The 19,974-nt window shown below is 65.4% G+C and carries 20 protein-coding genes; 13 read left to right on the top strand and 7 right to left on the bottom strand.

All coding sequences use genetic code 11. The features are described 5' to 3' along the window. Window positions 1–168: 168 nt before the first annotated feature. Entirely contained in the window at window positions 169–1,446 is a 1,278-nt protein-coding gene (locus V7D81_RS12065) for an aminotransferase class I/II-fold pyridoxal phosphate-dependent enzyme (protein WP_324316775.1), read from the bottom strand. A gap of 170 nt (window positions 1,447–1,616) precedes the next feature. Here V7D81_RS12065 and V7D81_RS12060 point away from each other — a divergent pair, with 170 nt between their 5' ends. Both V7D81_RS12060 and V7D81_RS12055 read left to right on the top strand, forming a co-directional pair. Then, window positions 1,617–2,054 (top strand): DUF2784 domain-containing protein, encoded by a 438-nt coding sequence (locus V7D81_RS12060; RefSeq protein ID WP_324316774.1) that lies wholly within the window; start codon window positions 1,617–1,619, stop codon window positions 2,052–2,054. A gap of 35 nt (window positions 2,055–2,089) precedes the next feature. Beyond that, a complete protein-coding gene (locus V7D81_RS12055; RefSeq protein WP_324316773.1) occupies window positions 2,090–3,037 on the top strand; it encodes a ketopantoate reductase family protein in 948 nt (315 codons plus the stop codon). Between the two features lie 52 nt (window positions 3,038–3,089). On the opposite strand, the gene V7D81_RS12050 is transcribed toward V7D81_RS12055, so the two are convergent. From V7D81_RS12050 to V7D81_RS12040, 3 genes are all read right to left on the bottom strand, one after another. Continuing rightward, the gene (locus V7D81_RS12050) at window positions 3,090–3,620 is read right to left on the bottom strand and encodes a BON domain-containing protein (RefSeq protein WP_324316772.1); all 531 of its coding nucleotides are present in this window, start codon (window positions 3,618–3,620) and stop codon (window positions 3,090–3,092) included. A gap of 167 nt (window positions 3,621–3,787) precedes the next feature. Continuing rightward, entirely contained in the window at window positions 3,788–4,090 is a 303-nt protein-coding gene (locus V7D81_RS12045; protein WP_324316771.1) for a hypothetical protein, read from the bottom strand. Between the two features lie 350 nt (window positions 4,091–4,440). Continuing rightward, window positions 4,441–5,502: a VOC family protein gene (locus tag V7D81_RS12040; protein WP_324316770.1), complete on the bottom strand. Its 1,062-nt coding sequence runs from the start codon at window positions 5,500–5,502 to the stop codon at window positions 4,441–4,443. Between the two features lie 226 nt (window positions 5,503–5,728). Between V7D81_RS12040 and V7D81_RS12035 the strand changes: the two genes are divergently transcribed. From V7D81_RS12035 to V7D81_RS12015, 5 genes are all read left to right on the top strand, one after another. Next, window positions 5,729–6,262 carry a c-type cytochrome gene (locus V7D81_RS12035; protein WP_324316769.1) on the top strand — a complete coding sequence of 178 codons (534 nt, stop codon included), beginning with the start codon at window positions 5,729–5,731 and terminating at the stop codon, window positions 6,260–6,262. 5 nt (window positions 6,263–6,267) lie between these two features. Then, window positions 6,268–6,591 (top strand): hypothetical protein, encoded by a 324-nt coding sequence (locus tag V7D81_RS12030; RefSeq protein ID WP_324316768.1) that lies wholly within the window; start codon window positions 6,268–6,270, stop codon window positions 6,589–6,591. A 113-nt stretch (window positions 6,592–6,704) separates the two neighbouring features. After that, complete coding sequence (locus tag V7D81_RS12025) at window positions 6,705–7,445, top strand: histidine phosphatase family protein (protein WP_324316767.1); 741 nt, start codon at window positions 6,705–6,707, stop codon at window positions 7,443–7,445. A gap of 98 nt (window positions 7,446–7,543) precedes the next feature. Continuing rightward, complete coding sequence (locus V7D81_RS12020; RefSeq protein WP_324316766.1) at window positions 7,544–9,586, top strand: carbon starvation CstA family protein; 2,043 nt, start codon at window positions 7,544–7,546, stop codon at window positions 9,584–9,586. Next, on the top strand, window positions 9,583–9,762 hold the full coding sequence (locus tag V7D81_RS12015; protein WP_324316765.1) for a YbdD/YjiX family protein: 180 nt from the start codon (window positions 9,583–9,585) through the stop codon (window positions 9,760–9,762). The genes V7D81_RS12020 and V7D81_RS12015 overlap by 4 nt, the downstream gene beginning before the upstream one ends. A gap of 78 nt (window positions 9,763–9,840) precedes the next feature. On the opposite strand, the gene V7D81_RS12010 is transcribed toward V7D81_RS12015, so the two are convergent. After that, window positions 9,841–12,033 (bottom strand): xanthine dehydrogenase family protein molybdopterin-binding subunit, encoded by a 2,193-nt coding sequence (locus V7D81_RS12010; RefSeq protein WP_324316764.1) that lies wholly within the window; start codon window positions 12,031–12,033, stop codon window positions 9,841–9,843. Window positions 12,034–12,036: 3 nt separating this feature from the next. Continuing rightward, entirely contained in the window at window positions 12,037–12,504 is a 468-nt protein-coding gene (locus tag V7D81_RS12005) for a (2Fe-2S)-binding protein (protein ID WP_324316763.1), read from the bottom strand. Between the two features lie 534 nt (window positions 12,505–13,038). Between V7D81_RS12005 and V7D81_RS12000 the strand changes: the two genes are divergently transcribed. The 4 genes from V7D81_RS12000 (at window position 13,039) to V7D81_RS11985 (ending at window position 15,112) form a co-directional block, all read left to right on the top strand. After that, window positions 13,039–13,515, top strand: coding sequence for a bactofilin family protein (locus V7D81_RS12000; RefSeq protein ID WP_324316762.1), 477 nt, complete (start codon window positions 13,039–13,041; stop codon window positions 13,513–13,515). A gap of 8 nt (window positions 13,516–13,523) precedes the next feature. Continuing rightward, window positions 13,524–13,874 (top strand): hypothetical protein, encoded by a 351-nt coding sequence (locus tag V7D81_RS11995; protein WP_324316761.1) that lies wholly within the window; start codon window positions 13,524–13,526, stop codon window positions 13,872–13,874. Between the two features lie 61 nt (window positions 13,875–13,935). Continuing rightward, the gene (locus V7D81_RS11990) at window positions 13,936–14,514 is read left to right on the top strand and encodes a histidine phosphatase family protein (protein WP_324316760.1); all 579 of its coding nucleotides are present in this window, start codon (window positions 13,936–13,938) and stop codon (window positions 14,512–14,514) included. Window positions 14,515–14,593: 79 nt separating this feature from the next. Continuing rightward, on the top strand, window positions 14,594–15,112 hold the full coding sequence (locus V7D81_RS11985; protein ID WP_324316759.1) for a DUF1993 domain-containing protein: 519 nt from the start codon (window positions 14,594–14,596) through the stop codon (window positions 15,110–15,112). An 11-nt stretch (window positions 15,113–15,123) separates the two neighbouring features. Here the strand turns inward: V7D81_RS11985 and V7D81_RS11980 are convergent, their stop codons facing one another. Further along, window positions 15,124–15,684 (bottom strand): MarR family winged helix-turn-helix transcriptional regulator, encoded by a 561-nt coding sequence (locus tag V7D81_RS11980; protein WP_324316758.1) that lies wholly within the window; start codon window positions 15,682–15,684, stop codon window positions 15,124–15,126. Between the two features lie 98 nt (window positions 15,685–15,782). Between V7D81_RS11980 and V7D81_RS11975 the strand changes: the two genes are divergently transcribed. Together V7D81_RS11975 and V7D81_RS11970 are read left to right on the top strand one after the other, a co-directional pair. After that, on the top strand, window positions 15,783–16,916 hold the full coding sequence (locus V7D81_RS11975) for an efflux RND transporter periplasmic adaptor subunit (RefSeq protein WP_324316757.1): 1,134 nt from the start codon (window positions 15,783–15,785) through the stop codon (window positions 16,914–16,916). After that, window positions 16,913–19,974: efflux RND transporter permease subunit (locus V7D81_RS11970; protein WP_324316756.1), on the top strand; the 3,062-nt coding region annotated here is incomplete at its 3' end. The genes V7D81_RS11975 and V7D81_RS11970, both read left to right, overlap by 4 nt.

Below are 19,974 nucleotides of genomic sequence, written 5' to 3'. Positions count from 1 at the left end.
TGATGTTCGGCGTCGCCGCGCTCGTCATCATCGTCGTGCTGATGATTGCGCGACGCATTCTCGGCGTGCGCTGATCTCTTGCTGTAGGTCAGGCTTCAGCCTGACTCCCTATCAGAGGCCGGCTGAAGCCGGCCCCACAGGAAGAAGAAGATCAGATCAGGAGAGCGCTCACTTCGCCAGCAGCTTCTCCGTCGCCGCGAGCAGCACCGCCAGCACGACGCCTTCGGCCGCCTGCGAGACTTCCGCGAGATCGGGAAAGCTCGGCGCGATGCGGATCGTGCGGTCGTGCGGATCGTTGCCCAGCGGATGGGTCGCACCGGCCGGCGTGAGTTCGACGCCCGCTTCCTTCGCCAGCTTCACCACCTGCTTCGCGCAGCCGTCGAGCACGTCGAGCGTGATGAAGTAGCCGCCCTTCGGCGTGGTCCACGAAGCTACGCCTGTGTTACCCAGATGCTCGTTGAAGATCTCCAGCACCTTGTCGAACTTCGGCGCGAGGATTTCGCGATGACGATCCATCAGCGCCGCGATGCCGTCGGCATGCTTCAGCAGGCGCAGGTGCCGCAGCTGGTTGACCTTGTCGCCGCCGATGGTGCGCTTCTCGATGCGCTTCAGGTACCAGGCCGCGTTGTCCTTGGAACTCGCGAACACGCCGATGCCGGCGCCGGCGAACGTCACCTTGGAGGTCGAGCCGAAGATGAAGGCGCGGTTCGGATTGCCGTGACGCGCGCAAGCCTCGTCAATGTTGGCGATCTCGATGCGCTCGGCCGTGAGGTGATGCACGGCGTAGGCGTTGTCCCAGAAGATGCGGAAGTCGCGCGCCGCGGTCTGCATCTTCGCCAGGCGCTCGATGGTCTCCTTCGAATACACGGTGCCGGTCGGGTTGCTGTACTTCGGCACGCACCAGATGCCCTTGATCTGTGCATCGCCCGCGACGAGCTTCTCGACGATGCTCATGTCGGGACCGCGGTCGGTGAGCGGCACGGCAATCATCTCGATGCCGAATTCCTGGCAGATCGAGAAGTGACGGTCGTAGCCGGGCACCGGGCACAGGAAGGCGATGCGCGGTTCCTTCGACCAGGGACGTTCGCTGTCGCACGTGCCCTTCAGCATCGAGAAGGCGACGCAGTCGTGCATGATCGACAGGCTGGCGTTCTCGCCGATGATCAGGCGGTCGGGCGTGACGCCGAACACCGCCGCCATCACGGCGCGCAGTTCGGGCAGGCCGGCCAGTTCGCCGTAGTTGCGCGTGTCGATGTTGCCGGACATGAAGTCGCCGCTGCCGGGCAATGACAGCAGCGGATTCGACAGATCGAGCTGCGCCGCCGACGGTTTGCCGCGCGTCAGGTTCAGTTTCACGCCGCGTTTGGCAAAGGCGTCGTAACGCTGGCGGATCTGGCCGTGCCAGGCGCGGAGGTCGTCGATACTCAGGGCGGGCAGCTGCGGCATAAGGGTCCTCGGACCAGGCAAAAAACGGGGCGCATTATCCGGGCTTGGCCGTCGCCGCGCTATCAGATCTTGGCTGGCAGCGCCGCGAATTGCCGTTTCAGGCCGACATGCCCGCGGGAAGCCGAAATCCTGAACGCAAACAGCAGCGCCCCCGGTCCTGCGCGCTCGGCATGCGATGCAGCATCCGGGTCGCCTATCATCGGCGCATGCTCGTGCGTGTGCTCGCCGACGCCGTTCTGGTCATCCACCTGGCATTCGTCATCTTCGTCGTGGCCGGTGGATTCCTGGCGCTGCGCTTCCCGCGCGTTGCGTGGCTGCACGTGCCGGCGGCGTTGTGGGGCGCCTGGATCGAGTTCAGCGGCCGCATCTGTCCGCTGACGCCGCTGGAGAATTCGCTGCGCCGTCGAGGCGGCGAAGCCGGCTACGGCGGCGGCTTCATCGATCACTACATCATGGCACTCCTCTATCCGGAGGGGCTGACGCGCGAGGTGCAGTTCGTCATCGGCGGCGGCGTGCTGCTGGTCAATGTCATCGCCTACACATTGCTGGTGCGCCGCTTGCAACGCAGGCGCGCATCGACGGTCGCCTCGCACGACGACAGCGGCTAGGATGCCGGCCTGCCGCAGCGAGGACGTTCGAGACCATGACACCACCCCCTTCGATTCTGATTGTCGGCGCAGGCGCGATCGGCGCGCTCTACGGTTCGGCGCTGGCGCGACAGGGCGCGGCCGTGTCGGTCGTGTGCCGTTCCGACTTCGAGCAGGTCCAGCGTCATGGCTATGCGATTCGCAGCCCGCTGCTGGGCGATCACGTCTTTCGACCGCATGCCGTGCTGCGCGAAGTGGCGCAGTGCACGACGCCGCCCGACTATCTGATCCTGACGGTGAAGGTGTTGCCGGATGTCGATCGGGTCGCGCTGATCCGTCCGGCGGTCGGCCCCGGCACGACGATCGTGCTGATCGAGAACGGCATCGACATCGAAGACGAACTCGTCGCTGCGTTTCCCGGCAACGAACTGCTGAGCACGCTGGCATTCGTGCAGGTGAGCCGCACCGGTCAGGGCGAGATCGTGCATCACGCGCTCGGGTCGCTGTCGATGGGCTGCTATCCCGCAGGCATCACACCCGCCGCGGAACGTCTCGCAGCCCTGCTGGGGGCGAGCAAGATCGAATGCAGGCTCACCAGCAATGTCGTCGCCGCGCGCTGGCAGAAGGCCGTGTGGAACACCGCGTTCAACCCGATTTCGGTCCTCGGCGGCGTGTTCGATACCGAAATGATGCTGCGGACGCCGGAAAATCAGCAGCTCATCCGTCTCGCCATGAACGAGGTCTGCGCCGCCGCCGCGGCGGCCGGGCACCCGATGCACCCGAAGCTGGTGGATCGCATGATCGCGGACACGCGTGCGCTGCCCGGCTACAAGACCAGCATGGCGCTGGATTACGAGAATGGCCGACCGATGGAAATCGAAGCGATCCTCGGCAACGTGGTGCGCTCCGGCCGCAAGAACAATGTCGCGATGCCGGTGCTGGAGACGGTCTACGCGCTGGCGCAGATGGTGCAGAACAAGCAGGACCCGAATCCATCGAGGTGACGCGCAGGACGGGAGCGATCGCTGCGCGTCACCTCACCCATCGGGACGGCGATCAGCCGGCCGGCTTCACGGTGATGTTGTTGCGAACGTCCTTCACGCCGTTGATGCCGCGCGCCAGTTCGCCGGCGTGCGTCTTCTCGGCCGATGTGCCGACGAAGCCGCTCAGCTCGACCACGCCGCTGTTCACTTCGACGTTGACGTCGGAGGCGGTGCCGAGACCGGCCTTGCCGGCGATCTGGCTCTTCACCTTCGCGGCGATCACCGTGTCGTCCACGGCTGCGCCGGTCGAGCGGTCGGGATCGCGGATCAGCAGCTTGTTCTCGACCTTCTGCACGCCCTCGACGTTCTTCGCCGTGGCTTCGGCCGCGGACTTCGCCGCAGCGGAATCGACGAAGCCGCTCAGCTGCACGACGCCATCCTTCGTTTCCACGTTGATCTGACGCGCCTTGGTGGCGTCGTTGCTGATCAGCGCGGACTTGACGCTGCCGGTGAGGCTGGCGTCGCTCTTGCCTTCGTCTGCGATCGCGCCGGCCGAAATGGCGGCGAGTCCCAGACCAAGCATCAGGGTGGGAAATCTACGCATGTCGTTCACCTTGTGTGACTCGAATTGACGGCTGCGTAATGCCGCAGTCTGCAATCCGGTTCCGGCAGGAAACGACGCGCGGCCGTCGCGAATGACGGCCGCGGAATCAGTGCAATCGGAAAGGGAACTTTGGCGGCGGCTCGCCCGTAGGGGCCGGCCGCGCCGGATCAGGCGGCAGGCGCTGCTTTCTTCCTGGCCTTGGGCGGCTGCTTCACGGCATGCAGTACGTTATCGGCAACGCGCGACATCCAGCCGCCCGAGTACAGCATCATCTTGAGCTGGTGCAGCAATACCTGTCCCGGGCCTTCGACCGCGAGCCGGCAATCCTCCTCGATCTTGCAGTTCTGCATTTCGAAGAGCCCGGTGCCTTCGATGATCAGGGTCGAATCCTTGAAGTGACACTCCGTAAACGACTTGTTGTCGAGCACGATGCGCTGTCCATTGAATGCCTTGCCGCGTACTGCCTTCATTGACGATTTCTCGAGTTGCCGGAACGGGGGATCGCCAGCGGCGCGCATTGCGCCCGGTCGACCTTCTTTTCGTAGCCGCGATCTTAGCAAAGGCCCGGTGGATCCCGCGCCGCCAAAAAACCGGCGGCGAGGTTCTGACGTAATGCAGCATGAGCCGCGGCATCCGCCGGCCGGCGGCATGGGCTCGCAGCAACGTCGCGGCGAGTGGACGCGTGGCGAGCGGGCAAAATAAAAGGTAGGAAGACCACGATCTTCCTACCTTCAGACTGCAAGAGACTGCTCGAACTTCTTGTTGCTTCAACCCGGAGGCAGAAGCCCCTTCGACTGTCTCTGTCTCATCACCCCTGAGCCTACTTGCCCTTCTTCGGCCGGGCGGCTTTCTTTTTTGCGCCGGACTTTTTCCGGGAAGCCGCCTTCGCCTTGTGAACTTTTTGTGACCGGGTGCGGACTGTACCCGCTTTGCGGGCAGAACGCTTCACGGATTTTGCTTTTGCGGTGCGTTTCTTTTTCGCGGCTGCCTTCTTGCGGGGCGCCGTTGACTTCTTTGCGGCGGGCGACTTCCTCGATGCCCGCGTTGACTTGTTCGCAACGGCTTTTCCGGCCCTGGCCGGCGGGGCGTCGGCCGGCTCCTGCGAAGGGGCGGCCTTGGCCGCATCGACATCGGCCTTGATGACGTGGATCGCAAACATCGCCCCCTGGGGATCGACGATCTGCGCGATCCAGTCGCCGCCGGGAACTTCCATCGGCCCGTTGATCAGCGTACCGCCCCCTGCCCTGGCCTTGGCCACGACATCGTCGAGATCCTTGGCCCGGACATACCCGAGCCATGTCGGCCCCGGCAGTTCAGCCGGTTTGTCGAAGGCGCCGCCGATATCGCGGCCGTTGCGCCCGAACAGGTAGTAGAAACCCATCGGCCCCATGTCGTGTGCGGCGGTCCGTTCCCAGCCGAACAGCGCGCAGTAGAAGTGCAGCGCCTCGTTGGCATCGGTGGCCGCCAGTTCCATCCAGGAAAATTCACCACGCCGTGGCGTGCGGTCCTCGCGCAGGGGTTGCGAACTCGAATACAGCGCGAACGGGGCGCCTTGCGGATCGTTCAGCACCGCATAGCGACTGTCGTCCGAGATGACGGTCGGCGCTTCGAGCACGGTGGCGCCGAGTCTGGTCGCCTGCTCGAGGGTCGCTTCGAGATTGGGGGTGCCGATGTAGTGCAGCCACCGTGGTGCGCCGTCTTTCAGCGGTACGGTCCCGCCGATCCGTTCGCCGCCGGTCGCGAACATGGTGTAGTCGGGATGCTGTTCCCCGCGCGCCGTCTTCCAGTGAAAGACGTCGTTGTAGTACCTGTGCGCCGCCGCCGGCGCCGGCGTCACGAGTTCGTGCCATACGAAACGTCCCCGTAGCGTCTTGTCCGTCATCGCGTCCTCCATTGCATTGAAGAATCGATCGAACTGCAGGCGTCAAAGGCGGCCGAGCATACGCCCGCCTATCCGTGAAAAGTAGGCACCTCGACCCTGTCTCTCGTCATGGCTCCCGCGGTGGCGCGCAGCTGGCTCCTCCGGTCGATGTTGCAGCAGCAGTGCGTGCAGAGAATGCCTGTATCGGTTGCTACCCAGGCAACTCATCCTCATCCCGGAGTTCCTCATGAAGAAGCGCATCGTTTGCGGCTCGGCCGCCATTGTCCTGACCGGCCTCACCGCCGCCATGTTCTCGCTCGCGGCCTCGCAGACCCGCGAAGCCGCGTCCCAGCCCGAACCCGTTCGTGCGGGATCGACCAGCCGCATCGAAACCGTCGTCGTCGAGCGGGGCCGTTACCTGGCGCGCACGGCCGGCTGCAACGACTGTCACACGCCGGGGTACGCGGGCAACAACGGCAACGTCGATGAGAAGAGCTGGCTGGTCGGCGACTCGGTCGGCTGGCAGGGTCCGTGGGGCACGACCTATCCCGTCAATCTGCGCCTGTTCATGCAGAACCTGACGCCCGAACAGTGGCTGGTGGTGGCGCGTCAGCCGGCGCGTCCGCCGATGCCCTGGTTCGCGCTGCGCGACATGACCGACGCGGACCTGCTGGCGATCTACCACTACGTGCGTTCGCTCGGACCGGCCGGCCAGCCGGCGCCTGCATGGATTCCGCCCGGCCAGCCGAGCGCGACACCGGTCGTGAAGTTTCCGGGATGAGCGTCATGACCCGACTGACATTGGCAGTACTGGCCGGCTGCCTGTTGCCGCTGGCGAGCCCGGCGGCCGGCCCCGTCGGCAACGACACCGTCGTGCGCATCCAGTCCGCATCCATCGAAGGCGGCTGGCATCAGGGACGCCTGCAGCTGGATGCGCAGAAGTGCTGGATGGTGAAGCTCGACAAGCCGACGCGCGATCACTACACGATGCTGGCGCTGATCGTGGTCAATCAGCTCCAGGTGTCGAATGGCGGTGGCTGGTCGCCGGTGGGACTGAAGCCGGTGCTGCAGGCGCAGCCCGAGGTGTGCCGCGAGTACGCGAACGATTAGGACGTCATGACAGGAGCGAAGAATCGCTCCTGTCGTGGTTTTCCTGCTGTCGCCGATAAGGTACAACGGCGATCGCGCCTGTCTGCGGCGTCGTGCTCGTCGATCGAACCGCAATGAGTGACTCCTGCCGCTCGCTCCTCCGCCGCCGACAGTTCGTCGCCGCTGTCCTGAGTCTCGCCGTCTGGTTGCCGGCACCTTCCTTCGCGGCGGAAACGGCGGAGCGGTCGATCCAGTTCTGGTTCATCCGCCACGGCGAGAGCGAGATCAATGTCGATTCGATCCCGCATCCAGCACCCGACGACGGCGTCAGCTATCCCTTGACGCGCCAGGGCGTGCAGCAGGCGCTCGCGCTGGGCGAATCCCTCGCGACCGCGCCGATCACGACGATCTACGCGAGCACGCGTCTGCGGGCGATCCAGACCGCGGATGCAGTGGCCTTCCGGCACGGGCTCAGCATTGCACTCGCGCCGGCGGCGGTGGAAATCGATCTCGGCATGCCGCTCGATGCGCCCGACAGCGGTCGTGCGTATCGCGAACTGGTGCGCAAGTGGCTCGTCGACAAGGATACGAGCGCCCGGATCGGCGAGGGCGAGAGCCTGCTGGACGCGCAACGACGCTTCCTGCCGTTCGTGCGCGAACTGATGAACCGGCATGCGAACGACACGGGCATCGTCGTCATCGTGTCGCACAGCGCGACGCTCGGCCTGCTGGTGCCGATGCTCGCGTCCAACGTTCCCGAGGATTACATCCTGACCCACGCACTGCCGAACGCGGGAATCATCAAGACCGAACTCCGTGACGACCGGCTGTTCTGCACCGAATGGGGCGGTGCGCCCGTCACGACGGGACACTGACCCGACCGCTGGGCACGGCGCGGAATCTCCCTACAATACGCCGCGACCGCCGTCGCTCACGGCAGGCACGCAATTGGTAGGCAATTGGGGGGAGCTGAATGCGCAAGGTGTTGTGGAGTCTGGTCGCGCTGATCGGTGCGTTCGCCATCGGCGGCGTCGCGCTGCATCGGGGTGAAACGATCAATGCGATGTGGATCATCGTCGCGGCGATCTGCATCTACGCCATCGGCTATCGCTTCTACAGCAAGTGGGTCGCGACGCGCGTGCTGTGCGTCGATGCCACTCGCGCCACGCCGGCCGTGCGGCTCAACAACGGCCGCGACTTCGTTCCCACGCACCGCTGGATCGTCTTCGGTCATCACTTCGCGGCGATCGCCGGCCCCGGCCCACTGATCGGTCCCACGCTGGCAGCGCAGTTCGGCTACCTGCCCGGCACATTGTGGATCCTGGTCGGCGCCGTGCTCGGCGGCTGCGTGCAGGACATGACGATCCTGTTCCTGTCGACGCGGCGCAATGGCCGCAGTCTCGGCCAGATGGCGCGCGACGAACTCGGTCCCATCGGCGGCTATGCGGCGATGATCGGCACGATCACCATCATGCTGATCCTGATCGCGGTGCTCGGACTCGTGGTCGTGAACGCGATGAAGCACAGCCCATGGGCGACCTCGACGGTGTTTGCGACCATTCCCATCGCCGTGCTCGTCGGGCTCTACCTGCGCAACCTGCGGCCCGGCCGCGTACTGGAAGCCTCGCTGATCGGCGTCGCGCTGCTGCTTGCCGCGGTGGTCGGCGGCGGCCTGGTGAACGAGCACGAGACGCTGCGCGCCTGGTTCGACTGGGACGGTCGCTCGCTCGCGGCCTTCGTGATCGGCTACGGCTTCATCGCCGCCGTGCTGCCGGTGTGGCTGCTGCTGGCGCCGCGCGACTACCTGTCGACGTTCCTCAAGCTCGGCACCGTGCTGCTGCTGGTGCTTGCCGTGATCCTGATGCGGCCGGATCTGAAAATGCCTGCGCTGACGCAGTTCATCGACGGCAGCGGCCCGATCTTCGGCGGCGCGCTGTTTCCGTTCGTCTTCATCACCGTCGCCTGCGGCGCGATCTCGGGATTCCATGCGCTGGTGTCGAGCGGCACGACGCCCAAGCTCATCGGCAATGAAACCGATGTGCGCCTCATCGGCTACGGCAGCATGATGCTCGAATCGTGCGTCGCCATCGTGGCCATGATCGCCGCCACGCTGCTCGACCCGGGCGTCTTCTTCGCGATCAACAGCGCGCCCGGCGTCGTCGGCGCAACGGCCGAAGCCGCGGTGACGACGATCAGCGGCTGGGGATTCCCGGTCACGGTCGAGCAGATGGATTCGCTCGCCGCGGCGATGGGCGAGTCGACGCTGTTTGCGCGCACGGGCGGCGCGCCGTCGCTGGCCGTCGGCATGGCGAGCATCCTTTCTTCCGTGTTCGGCCAGGGCCTGCTGGCCATCTGGTATCACTTCGCCATCATGTTCGAAGCGGTTTTCATCCTGACGACGCTCGATGCGGGCACACGCGTCGGCCGCTTCATGGTGCAGGATCTGCTCGGTCACTTCTCGAAGCGGCTCGGCGAAACGTCGTCGTATCCATCCATCCTGGTTTCCAGCGCACTGGTCGTCGCGGGCTGGGGATACTTCCTCTACATCGGCGTCATCGATCCCAATGGCGGCATCAACATTCTCTGGCCGCTGTTCGGCATCGCGAACCAGTTGCTCGCGGGCATCGCGCTGTCGGTCGCGACCGGCATCCTGATCAAGCAGGGACAGCTGCGCCATGCCTGGGTCACTGCGGTGCCGCTGGCATGGATTGCGGTGATCACCACCGCAGCAACCTGGGAAAAGATCGTGTCGACGGATCCGCGCATCGGCTTTCTGGCCGCAGCGGATCAGCTGGCGAACAAGGTCGCCGCGGGGACGCTGAGTCCCGAACAGATGGCGGTGGCGCCGCAGCTGATCTTCAACCAGCGTCTCGATGCCGTGCTGGCGATCATACTCACCGTCATTCTCTGGATCGTGATTGCCGACATGCTGCGCGTGGCGCGCCGCGTGACCCGCGGCCTGCCCGTGCTGCCGAGTTCGGAAGCGCCGGCTGTCGTGATGGAGGTCCGTGCATGAAAGCGCGACTGCAATCCTTCTGGCGCTTCGTACGCGAACTGGCGACTGACGACGCCTACGAGCGTTACCTGCAGCATCACCGCCACACGCACGAGGACTGCGCGCCGCTCGGTCGGCGCGCGTTCTATCTGCGTCAGCAGCAGAACAAGTGGAGCGGCGTGCAGCGCTGCTGCTGAAGCTGAATTCTTCCTGTGGGTCAGGCTTCAGCCTGACATTGCTCGAAGGCCGGCTAAAGCCGGCCCCACAGCAGGAAACTAGACCGCGATGCCCTGCTTCGCGATCGGCAGCGTGCGCAGGCGCTTGCGGGTCGCTGCGTAGATCGCGTTGCAGACTGCCGGTGCGACCAGCGCGACTACCGGCTCGCCCATGCCGCCCGGCTTCTCCTCGCTTTCGATGAAGTAGACCTCCACCGCCGGCACCTCGTTGATGCGCATGAGGCGATAGTCGTTGAAGTTCTGTTCCTTCACCTTGCCGCCGGCGACGTTGATCTCGTCGTACAGCGCCGCCGTCAGTCCGAAGATGATGCTGCCTTCGGCCTGCGCGTGAACGATGTCGGGATTCACGATCTGGCCGCAATCGATCACGCAGACGATGCGATGGACCTTCAGCCTGTTGCCTTCCATGGAAATTTCGGCGACCTGCGCCAGATACGTGTCGTAGCCGGACATCAGCGCGATGCCCTGGTAACGGCCTTCCGGAATGCGTCCCCACTGCGCCTTCTTCGCCGCTGCATCCAGAACCGCCTGCCAGCGCGGCTGCCTGGCGAGCAGGTCGTGCCGGAACTGATACGGATCCTTGCCGGCCGCATGCGCCACTTCATCCATGAACCCTTCGACCGTGAAGCAGTTGAGCGCATGGCTGACCGAACGCCAGTAGCCCACGTCGATTCCGATCTCGTGCTGCACGTAGTCGATGCGCACGTTCGCGGCGGCATAGGGATAGTTGTGCGCCGCTTCGATGGCGAACGGATCGACGATGTCCTTCACCACCGCCGGCGCCCAGCGTGAAGTAATCGACGGCGCGACGAGCTGCAGCTTGAACGTCGTGAGATTGCCCTGCGCATCGAGCGCCGCCGCGCAGGTGTTGCGTGCCGGCGGGCGATACTTGTCATGAGTCGTGTCGTCTTCGCGCGTCCACAGCAGTTTCACCGGTTTGCCCGCCGCCTTGGCGCACTCGACCGCTGCGGGAATGAAATCGACATCGAGCCGACGACCGAAGCCGCCGCCGAGGAACGTCGTGTGCACGAGGACTTTCTCGAGCGGCAGGCCCGCAGCCTGCGCAGCGACGGCCTGGGCCATCTGTTGCACCTGGGTCGGCGCGTAGACGTGACAGTGGCCGTCCTTGAACTCGACCGTGCAGTTCTGCGGCTCGAGCGTCGCATGCGCCAGCATGGGCAGTTCGTACACGGCATCGACGCGCTTCGATGCGCCGCGCAGACCGCTCTCGGAATCGCCTTCCTTGCGGACTTCCTTGCCCGTCCCGCTGGCGGCAGATTTCAGGCCGGCATAGATCGCCGCATTGCTGAGCCGGGCATTCGGGCCGGATTTCCATTTGATCGTCAGGGCGTCGCGCGCCTGCTTCGCCTGCCACCAGCTGTCGGCGATCACTGCGACGCCGGCTGAGGTCTGCACGACCTGTCGCACGCCGGGCATGGCCTTGGCCCTGGCGTCATCGAAGTTTTCCACGGTGGCACCAAGTTCGGGCGCTTGCGCCAGCGATGCGTACAGCATGTCCGGTAGACGCACATCGATACCGAACTGCGCACTGCCATCGACCTTCGCCGCCGTGTCGAGACGCTTCTGCGGTTTGCCGATGAAGCGCCACGCATCGCGACCGCGCGGTCGCACGTTCGCCGGCCTGGGAAGCGCCGCCGCCGCTTCGACCAGTTCACCGAACGCCGCTCTGCGGCTCGTGAAAACGACATAGCCGTCTTCGACCGAACACCGCGACGCCGGCACGCTCCATTCATCGGCGGCGACGGCGATCAGTCGTTCGCGCGCCTCGGCGCCCGCCATGCGCAGCTTGTCCCACGCATCGCGCACGCTCGTGCTGCCGCCGGTCACCTGCGCGCCGAGCAGGCTGTTGACATACGCCGCACCGGGCGGGGCGAATTCCACCTGGATGCTGGCAGGTTCGACGCCCAGTTCCTCTGCGATCAACGTGGGCAGCGCCGTGTAGACGCCCTGGCCCATCTCGGATCGGTCGCACAGCACGGTGATCGCGCCGTCGGTGCCGATGCGCAACCAGGCATTCGCCTCGACGACTTTCGCCGGTCCGGCAGTGCGCGCGACGTTGTCGGGTTTGCCGCAGCCCGGCAGATACATCGCGATGACCAAGCCGCCGGACGTCGCGGCGGCCGATTTCAGAAAACCGCGTCGCGAGAGTTCGACGTGCATCTGCGGCTCGTGCGACGGGCTGATCGATTCCATCTCGGTGTCGAGCGACATGGATCAGCCCTCCTTGCCGGCGGTCAGTTCGGCCGCGCGATGGATGGCCTTGCGGATGCGCACGTAGGTGCCGCAGCGGCACAGATTGCCCGCCATCGCCGTGTCGATGTCGCCATCGGTCGGCGCAGGCGTCTTCGCCAGCAATGCCGCGGCCGACATGATCTGGCCGGACTGGCAGTAGCCGCATTGCGGCACATCGAATTCGATCCAGGCCTTCTGCACCGGATGACTGCGATCCGGCGACAGACCTTCGATCGTCGTGATGGACTTGCCCGCCACGGCGCTGGCCGGCGTGACGCACGCCCGCGTGGCGGCGCCATCGATGTGAACGGTGCAGGCGCCGCACAGGGCCATGCCGCAACCGTACTTCGTGCCTGTCATCCCCAGCGTGTCGCGCAGCACCCAGAGCAGCGGCGTGTCGTCGGCAACGTCGACTTCATGGCTCGCGCCATTGACGGTGAGCTTCAGCATGCGAAATCCCCCGGTGTTGTATGGACGGGTTCGGGCCCGATCTCTCGCGGCGAATATACGCCGCGTCATTCAAGGGACCGCGCGGGGATTTGTACGGACGCGCTCTTCCGATGACCTGATCGCAGAGATCAGGAACAACTTCTTGCTTCGCAACAATACGTGACAGAAGTAATTGACTTGCTTTGCTTAAATGTTATGGTGCATTGCAAAATGACGCAAAGCAGCAAAGGAGGTTCCATGGAAATCATCTATACGGCGTTCCTGATCGGCACGATGGCCATCACGTTGATGTTTACCCTCGACAGCTTGAACTGATCGATCGGGTCGTTCCTCCCGCGAGAGCCTGCCGGTCCCGGCTGGTTCTTGCGGGCAGGCGGGGCAAGTCCCGCCTTCATCTCTCCCGCCTCTTCTCCCTCTGATCTGTCGGCAACTTCCGACAAAGTGTCGACTTGTTTGACACTTCACACTCCCGCTGTGTATTTACCTTCAACGGTCCGTCGACCGTTTCGAAGTTCACCCACAGGAGGGTTCGTCATGGCGTTGTGGAAAGATCAATACGGCCGGGAACAGAGCGGGCCGGATCCTGCAGCCAAGGAACCCGAGAAGACCGTGACACCGCTTGCTGCGGTGGCCGAACCGGCTCGCACCGCTCCGGCGTCGCGCGCTGATGCGGGCGGCGGCAAGGAATCGGTTATCGCCGCAGGCCTGACCATTGAAGGCAAGATCGAAGGCAACGGCCACGTCCGCATCGCCGGCAACTTCAAGGGCGACGTGCACGTGCAGGGCAATCTCACCATCGAATCCGGCGCCCATCTCACGGGCGGCGTACGCGCACATACCGTGGTGGTCGGCGGCGAACTCGAAGGCAACATCGATGCCGCGTCGCGGGTCGAGTTGCTGCAGACCGGCGTTCTCAATGGCGATCTCAAGGCAGGCTCCCTGACCGTGGCCGCAGGTTCGCGCATGCGCGGTCGCGCCGAGTTCGGCTGGGACGACAAGTCCAAGACCTGACCCGGTCCATGAACAGCCGCGTCGCGGCGCCCGGAAAGACGAGGATCTGTCCGCACTGCAAGGCCACGATCCTCGAAAGCGCTGCCGTCTGCCCGGGATGCCATCACCATCTGCGCTTCGACCCGAAAGCGATCGTCGAGCGGCGTGCGCAGCCGACGTTCTCGGCGCTGCGGGTCGAAGGATCGTTCCGCAATCCGCCGACGAGCGCGGCATGGGAGTACTCGGTCGTCGTTTCGATCCGCAACGACAAGGGCGAGGAAGTCGCGCGCAAAGTGGTTGGCGTCGGCGCGCTCGGCAACAACGAATCGCGCACCGTCACGTTGTCCGTTGATGTCTTTGCACCCGCCAATTCCCGATAGAACTGTCAGGACTGCCTTGCTTCAAGGATGATGGAAGACCACATGGTCTTCCTGTGAGCACATGCCAAAACTCTTTCTGGTTCGACACGCACGTCCCTCCGCCGGCTGGGGAGAAGATCCGGATCCCGGCATCGATGCCCTCGGCGTCGAGCAATCCCGCACCACCGCGAGCGGCCTGGCGACGACGTTGTCTCCCGTCGCCTTGCTTTCAAGCCCGATGCGCCGTTGCCGCGAGACGGCGCAGCCGCTCGAACAGATGTGGCAACAATCCGCACGCGTGTTCGCACCCGTGGCAGAAATCCCGGCGCCGCCGCTCAGTGCACAGGCGCGACGCGAATGGCTGAATCGCGGCATGCAGGGCACCTGGGATGAACTGCAGTCCTTCTCGCCGCCCGGCTCGCCCGACTATCTGGCCTGGCGCACAGCGCTGCTCGAATCGCTGCAGGCATTGCCGGGCGACAGCGTCATCTTCACGCATTTCATCGCCATCAATGCCGTGGTCGCTGCAGCACGGCGGGTCGATCACGTCGTGTGCTTCCGGCCTGATCATGCATCGGTCACGCTGGTGGAAAGCACGGGTGCCGGATTCGATCTCATTGCATTGGGTCGTGAAGCCGAAACGGGCGTACTGACACGCTGATCGTCTCGTGGCGGCACGCCCCCTTGGGCTGCGGGCTCGCCGCCCTATAATCCGCGTCCCCACAAACCAGGCGCCCGCCATGACCACGATCTCGATGTACGAGGCTTCGATCCCGACCTTTCTTCACACGCTCGCCAGCCTGAAGAACCTTCTGCAGAAGGGCATCGCGTCCGCCGAAGCACGCAAGTTCGATCCCGGCATCCTCGCCGCCAGCCGACTGGCGCCGGACATGTTCCCGCTGACGCGCCAGGTGCAGATCGCTTCGGATGCCGCCAAGGGCGCAGTCGCACGCCTCGCCGGCATCGAGCCGCCGAAGTTCGAAGACACCGAAACCACGCTGGCAGAACTCATCGCACGCGTCGACAAGACCGTCGACTTCATCAAGACCGTGCCGCGCGAGCAGATCGACGGTTCGGAAGATCGCGAGATCGTGCTCAAGACGCCGCGCGGCGACCTGAACTTCAAGGGACTGGTATTCCTGCGCCACTGGGCGCTGCCGAACTTCTTCTTTCACGTGACGACGACCTACAACCTGCTGCGTCACGCAGGCGTCGATATCGGCAAACAGGATTTCCTGGGCGGCAGCCTGCTGCGCTGAGCCCGCGGGATTCAGGCGCGGCCGCGCCCTGCGGTCGCTGCCTGACGTCGCGAGGCGCTCTTCGCGGCGCGTGCCCGCTTCGTTCCGGTCGTTACCGTCGCGCCGTCGAATCCCGACACGCATTTCTGCAGCAACTGCTGCAGTTGGGTGACTTCGTTCTGCTTCAGCGCCGACAGCAGCCGCGCCCAGACTTCCTCGCCCACGATCTTGGCCCGACCCAGACGCCTGCGGCCGGCGTCGCTCAGACTCCAGCTGTCGGCGCGCGAATTCCCCGGATTCGGCCGGCGCATCACGGCCCCGTCCGCTTCGAGCCTCCGCAGGATGGTGTTCATCGTCTGCGCCGTGACGAAGCAGCGGCGCGCGATCTCCGCACCCGCGATGCCCGGCTCCGACTCGAGCATGTACAGCGCGGCAAAATGCGCGAACGACATCTCCAGCCGTTCCTCGCGCAGCCGTTCCTCGATTACCCCGCGCAGCAAATGGTGCAGGCTTTTCAGCAGGTACGGGATGGCCTGCTCCGGCGTCATGCCGTCGACCTGTTCCCCAAGGATCTTTACATTGCGTTGTGACATGGCTCTGGTGCGGGATTATCAGCTTACTGATACCATATCAGCAAGCTGATAATCAGCGAAACCGGGCGACCGGACGCCTTCTTGAGAGCCACTTCACGATGAACCTTTCGGAACTTTCGGACCGCCTGCCGCAAACCCGCCGCGGCCGCATTGCGCTGACCGCCGCCGTGCTGGCCGTCATCGCCGTCGCCATCGTCCTGACGCGCCCCGATCGCGGCGAGAAAGTCGCCGCCACGGCGCCCGCCTCGCTGACCGTCACGACGACCACGCTGTCGACCACGAAACTTGCGCGTGCCATCGTGGCCAACGGCACCGTGTTTCCCTGGCAGGACGTGATCATCGGTCCCGAGGTCGGCGGCTATCGCGTCGCGTCCGTGAACGTCGATGTCGGCGACCGCGTGCGCCAGGGACAGGAACTCGTGCGCCTGTCCGACGAACTGCTGGTCGCCGAAGTGGCGTCGAAACGCGCCAACGTGCAGCAGGCGCAAGCGACACTCGAGAACGCGGCATCGGCGCTGCGACGTGCACAGCCGCTGGCGAACTCGTCGGTGCTCTCCGCTTCCGACCTCGACAAGCTGCGCAGCGAGGAAGTCGCCGCCCAGGCGCGCGTCGAAGTGGCGAAGGCGGAACTCGAAGGCGCCGCGCTGCGACTGCGCTACGCCCATGTCACGGCGCCCGATGACGGCGTCATTTCCTCGCGTACGGTCACGGTGGGGCAGATCGCGCAGGCCGGCGCAGAAATGCTGCGCCTGGTGCGCAAGGGCCGCATCGAGTGGCGCGCGGAGATTCCCGAGTCGCGCATGCGCGAGATCAAGATCGGGCAGTCCGTCGCGCTCACGACAGCCGACGGCGCGCGCATCGAAGGCAAGGTGCGCACGGTCGCGCCGACAGTGGAAAGCGCGACGCGTGCCGGCCTGGTGTATGTCGACATTCCGGCGGGCAGCGCGCGTCCGGGCATGTTCGCCCGCGGCGAGATCGTGCTCGCGCACAGCGAAAGCAGCATGGTGCCGGTCGTCAGCGTGGTGATCGAGGACGGCTACAGCTACGTGTTCGTCGTCGACGGTGACATCGTGCACCGGCGCCGCGTCCAGACGGGCACGGTCGACGGCAATCTCATCGAAGTCCTCGACGGCGTCACCCCGGACGATCGCATCGTCGACAAGGGCGCGGGCTTCCTGAAGGACGGCGACCGCGTCAACGTCGTGGCCGCCGACGCCGAGCGTCCGTCATGAACTTCGTCACCTGGTCGATCCGCAACCCGATGGCGGTGATCGTGCTGTTCGTGGCACTCACCGCCGCGGGGCTGTACAGCTTTCCGAAGCTCGGCATCCAGGACATGCCGGACATCGAACTGCCGGCGGTGGTCGTGACGGTGCCCTATCCGGGCGTGCCGCCATCGCAGCTCGAATCGGAAGTGACGCGCAAGATCGAAGATGCGGTCTCGTCGGTGACGGGCATCGATCACATCACTTCGACGATCAACGAAGGCACCTCGACCACGGTGATCACGTTACAGCTGGAACGCGACATCAACGAAGCCGTCGATGACGTGCGCGACTCCGTCACGCGCATCCGTTCGGATCTGCCGGCGGATGCCCGCGAACCGATCATCCAGCGCATCACCACGGCGGGCCAGCCGGTCGTCACGTTCAGCGTCGAATCGACCAACATGAGCGACACGGAACTGTCGTGGTTCGTGGACCTCACGGTCATGCGCGAACTCACCGCCGTGAAAGGCGTCGGTGCCGTGCGCCGCGTCGGCGGCGTGGCGCGCGAAATCCGCGTCGCGCTCGACCCGGACCAGATGGCGGCACTCGGCGTCACCGCCGGCGACGTCTCGCGCCAGCTGCGGCTGGTGCAGGCGGAATTCCCCGGCGGCGAAGGCCGCATCGGCGGACTGGAACAGAGCGTACGCACGACCGGCACGCTGTCATCCGCCCAGGAACTCGCGGCACTGCCCATTGCGATCGGCAACGGCCGCACCGTGCGGCTCGACACGATTGCCGAAGTGCGTGACCAGGCTGCCGAGCAGCGCGAACTCGCCATGCTCGACGGCAAGCAGGTCGTCGGCTTCCAGGTGGTACGCGCCTGGGGCGCGAGCGCCATCGACGTCGCCACCGGCGCGCGCGAAGCGGTCGAACGGCTCGGCAAGCAGCATCCGAACGTCGAATTCCACGAGGTCAGTTCCACGGTCGAGTTCATCCGCCGTTCGTACGACTCCTCGATGGAGATGCTGTTCGAAGGCGCGCTGCTCGCCGTCATCGTCGTCTGGATCTTCCTGCGCGACTGGCGCGCCACCCTGATCTCGGCCGCGGCACTGCCGCTCGCCATCATTCCGACCTTCTGGGCGATGTACCTGCTCGGCTACACGCTGAACCTGCTGACGCTGCTGGCGCTGTCGCTGGTCGTCGGCATGCTGGTCGACGACGCCATCGTCGAAGTCGAAAACATCGTGCGCCACCTGCGCATGGGCAAGCAGCCGCTGCAGGCCGCGAAGGATGCGGCCATCGAGATCGGGCTGGCGGTGGTCGCGACCACGCTCACGCTGTGTGCGGTGTTCATCCCCGTCGCGTTCATGGGCGGGATCCCGGGCGAATTCTTCCGGCCGTTCGCGTTCACCTCGGCGGTGGCCGTGCTGTTCTCGCTGGTCGTGGCCCGCATGCTCACGCCGATGATGGCGGCGTACATGCTCAAGGCGCACGACGAGAAGAATGAGGACGGCTGGTTCAAGCGCCTGTACCTGCGCGGCGTGGAGTGGTGCCTGCATCACCGCCGTCGCACGCTCGCCTACGCGACGATCTTCCTGCTGGCGTGCTTCTCGCTGACGCCGTTCATTCCGAAAGGCTTCTCGCCCGCCGGTGACGTCGGCTTCGCCGTGATGACGGTGGAGCTGGCGCCCGGCGCCACGCTCGCGGAAACCACGCGCGTTGCCGAAGCGATCCGCCAGCGGCTGATGCAGATGCCGGAAACGAAGAGCGTCTATTCGATCGTCGGTGCCGGTGGCGGCGGTGGCGGCATGGGCGGTCAATCAGCCGGCGACGTGCGCCGCGCCAGCCTCACGATCCAGCTCGCGCCCGCGGACGAGCGCGACCTCACGCAGCAGCAGTTCGAACATCAGGCCGCGCAGCGCGTGAGCGACATTCCGGGCGCGCGCGTGTCCTTCGGCGGCGCGCAGGTCGGCACCAAGATGCAGATCACGCTGGCCGGCGACGATCCGCACCAGCTCGAGCGTGCGGCTTCGGCCGTCGAACGCGATCTGCGCACGCTGCCCAGGATCGGCAACGTCACCAGCAGCGCCAGCCTGATGAAGCCGGAGATCGTGATCCGGCCGCTGCCGGATCGCGCCGCCGAACTGGGCGTCACGACGGAAACGCTCGGCGCGGTGACGCGCATCGCGACGTCGGGCGACGTCGAGACCAGTCTCGCCAAGCTCAATCTCGCCAACCGCCAGATTCCGATCCGCGTGCAGCTGCGCGATGACGCGAGAACCGATCTCGAACGCATCCGCATGCTGTCGGTGCCCGGACGTCACGGTCCGGTGCCGCTGATCAGCGTCGCGGAAGTGTCACTCGGTGCGGGACCGGCGCAGATCACGCGCTACGACCGCAGCCGCAACGTCACCATCCAGGCCGATCTCAACGGCGAACCGCTGGGCGACGTACTCGCCAAGGCGCGACAGTTGCCCTCGTTGCAGCAACTGCCCAACGGCGTGCGCGAAGTGCCGTCCGGCGAAGCGAAGTTCATGCTCGACCTGTTCGCCGGCTTCGGCCAGGCGATGCTGGTCGGCATCCTGTGCATCTATCTGCTGCTGGTGCTGCTGTTCCGCGAGTTCCTGCAGCCGATCACGATTCTGTCCGCGCTGCCGCCGTCGGCAGGCGGCGCGCTGCTGTGTCTGTGGCTGTTCCACTACCAGATTTCGACGCCTTCGCTGATCGGCATGCTGATGCTGATGGGCATCGTGACCAAGAACTCGATCCTGCTGGTCGAATACGCGGTGAGGGCGATGCACGAAGGCCTGTCGCGCACCGATGCGCTGATCGATGCCTGTTCCAAGCGGGCTCGCCCGATCGTGATGACGACCATCGCGATGGGCGCCGGCATGCTGCCGATCGCCACCGGCTGGTCGGGCGATCCGAGTTTCCGCGCGCCGATGGGTGTGGCGGTGATCGGCGGATTGATCACGTCGACGGCGCTCAGCCTGTTCGTCGTGCCCGTGATCTTTACGCTGACGGACGATTTGCAGGCGCGTCTGCGCCGGCTGTTCGGTCGCGGCAAGCACGATGAGGCCGC

This window comes from Povalibacter sp., from assembly GCF_036735925.1.
Taxonomy (GTDB): domain Bacteria; phylum Pseudomonadota; class Gammaproteobacteria; order Steroidobacterales; family Steroidobacteraceae; genus Steroidobacter.
The sequence above is the reverse complement of the archived record's forward strand: the minus strand, read 5'-3'. Positions and strand labels throughout refer to the sequence as shown.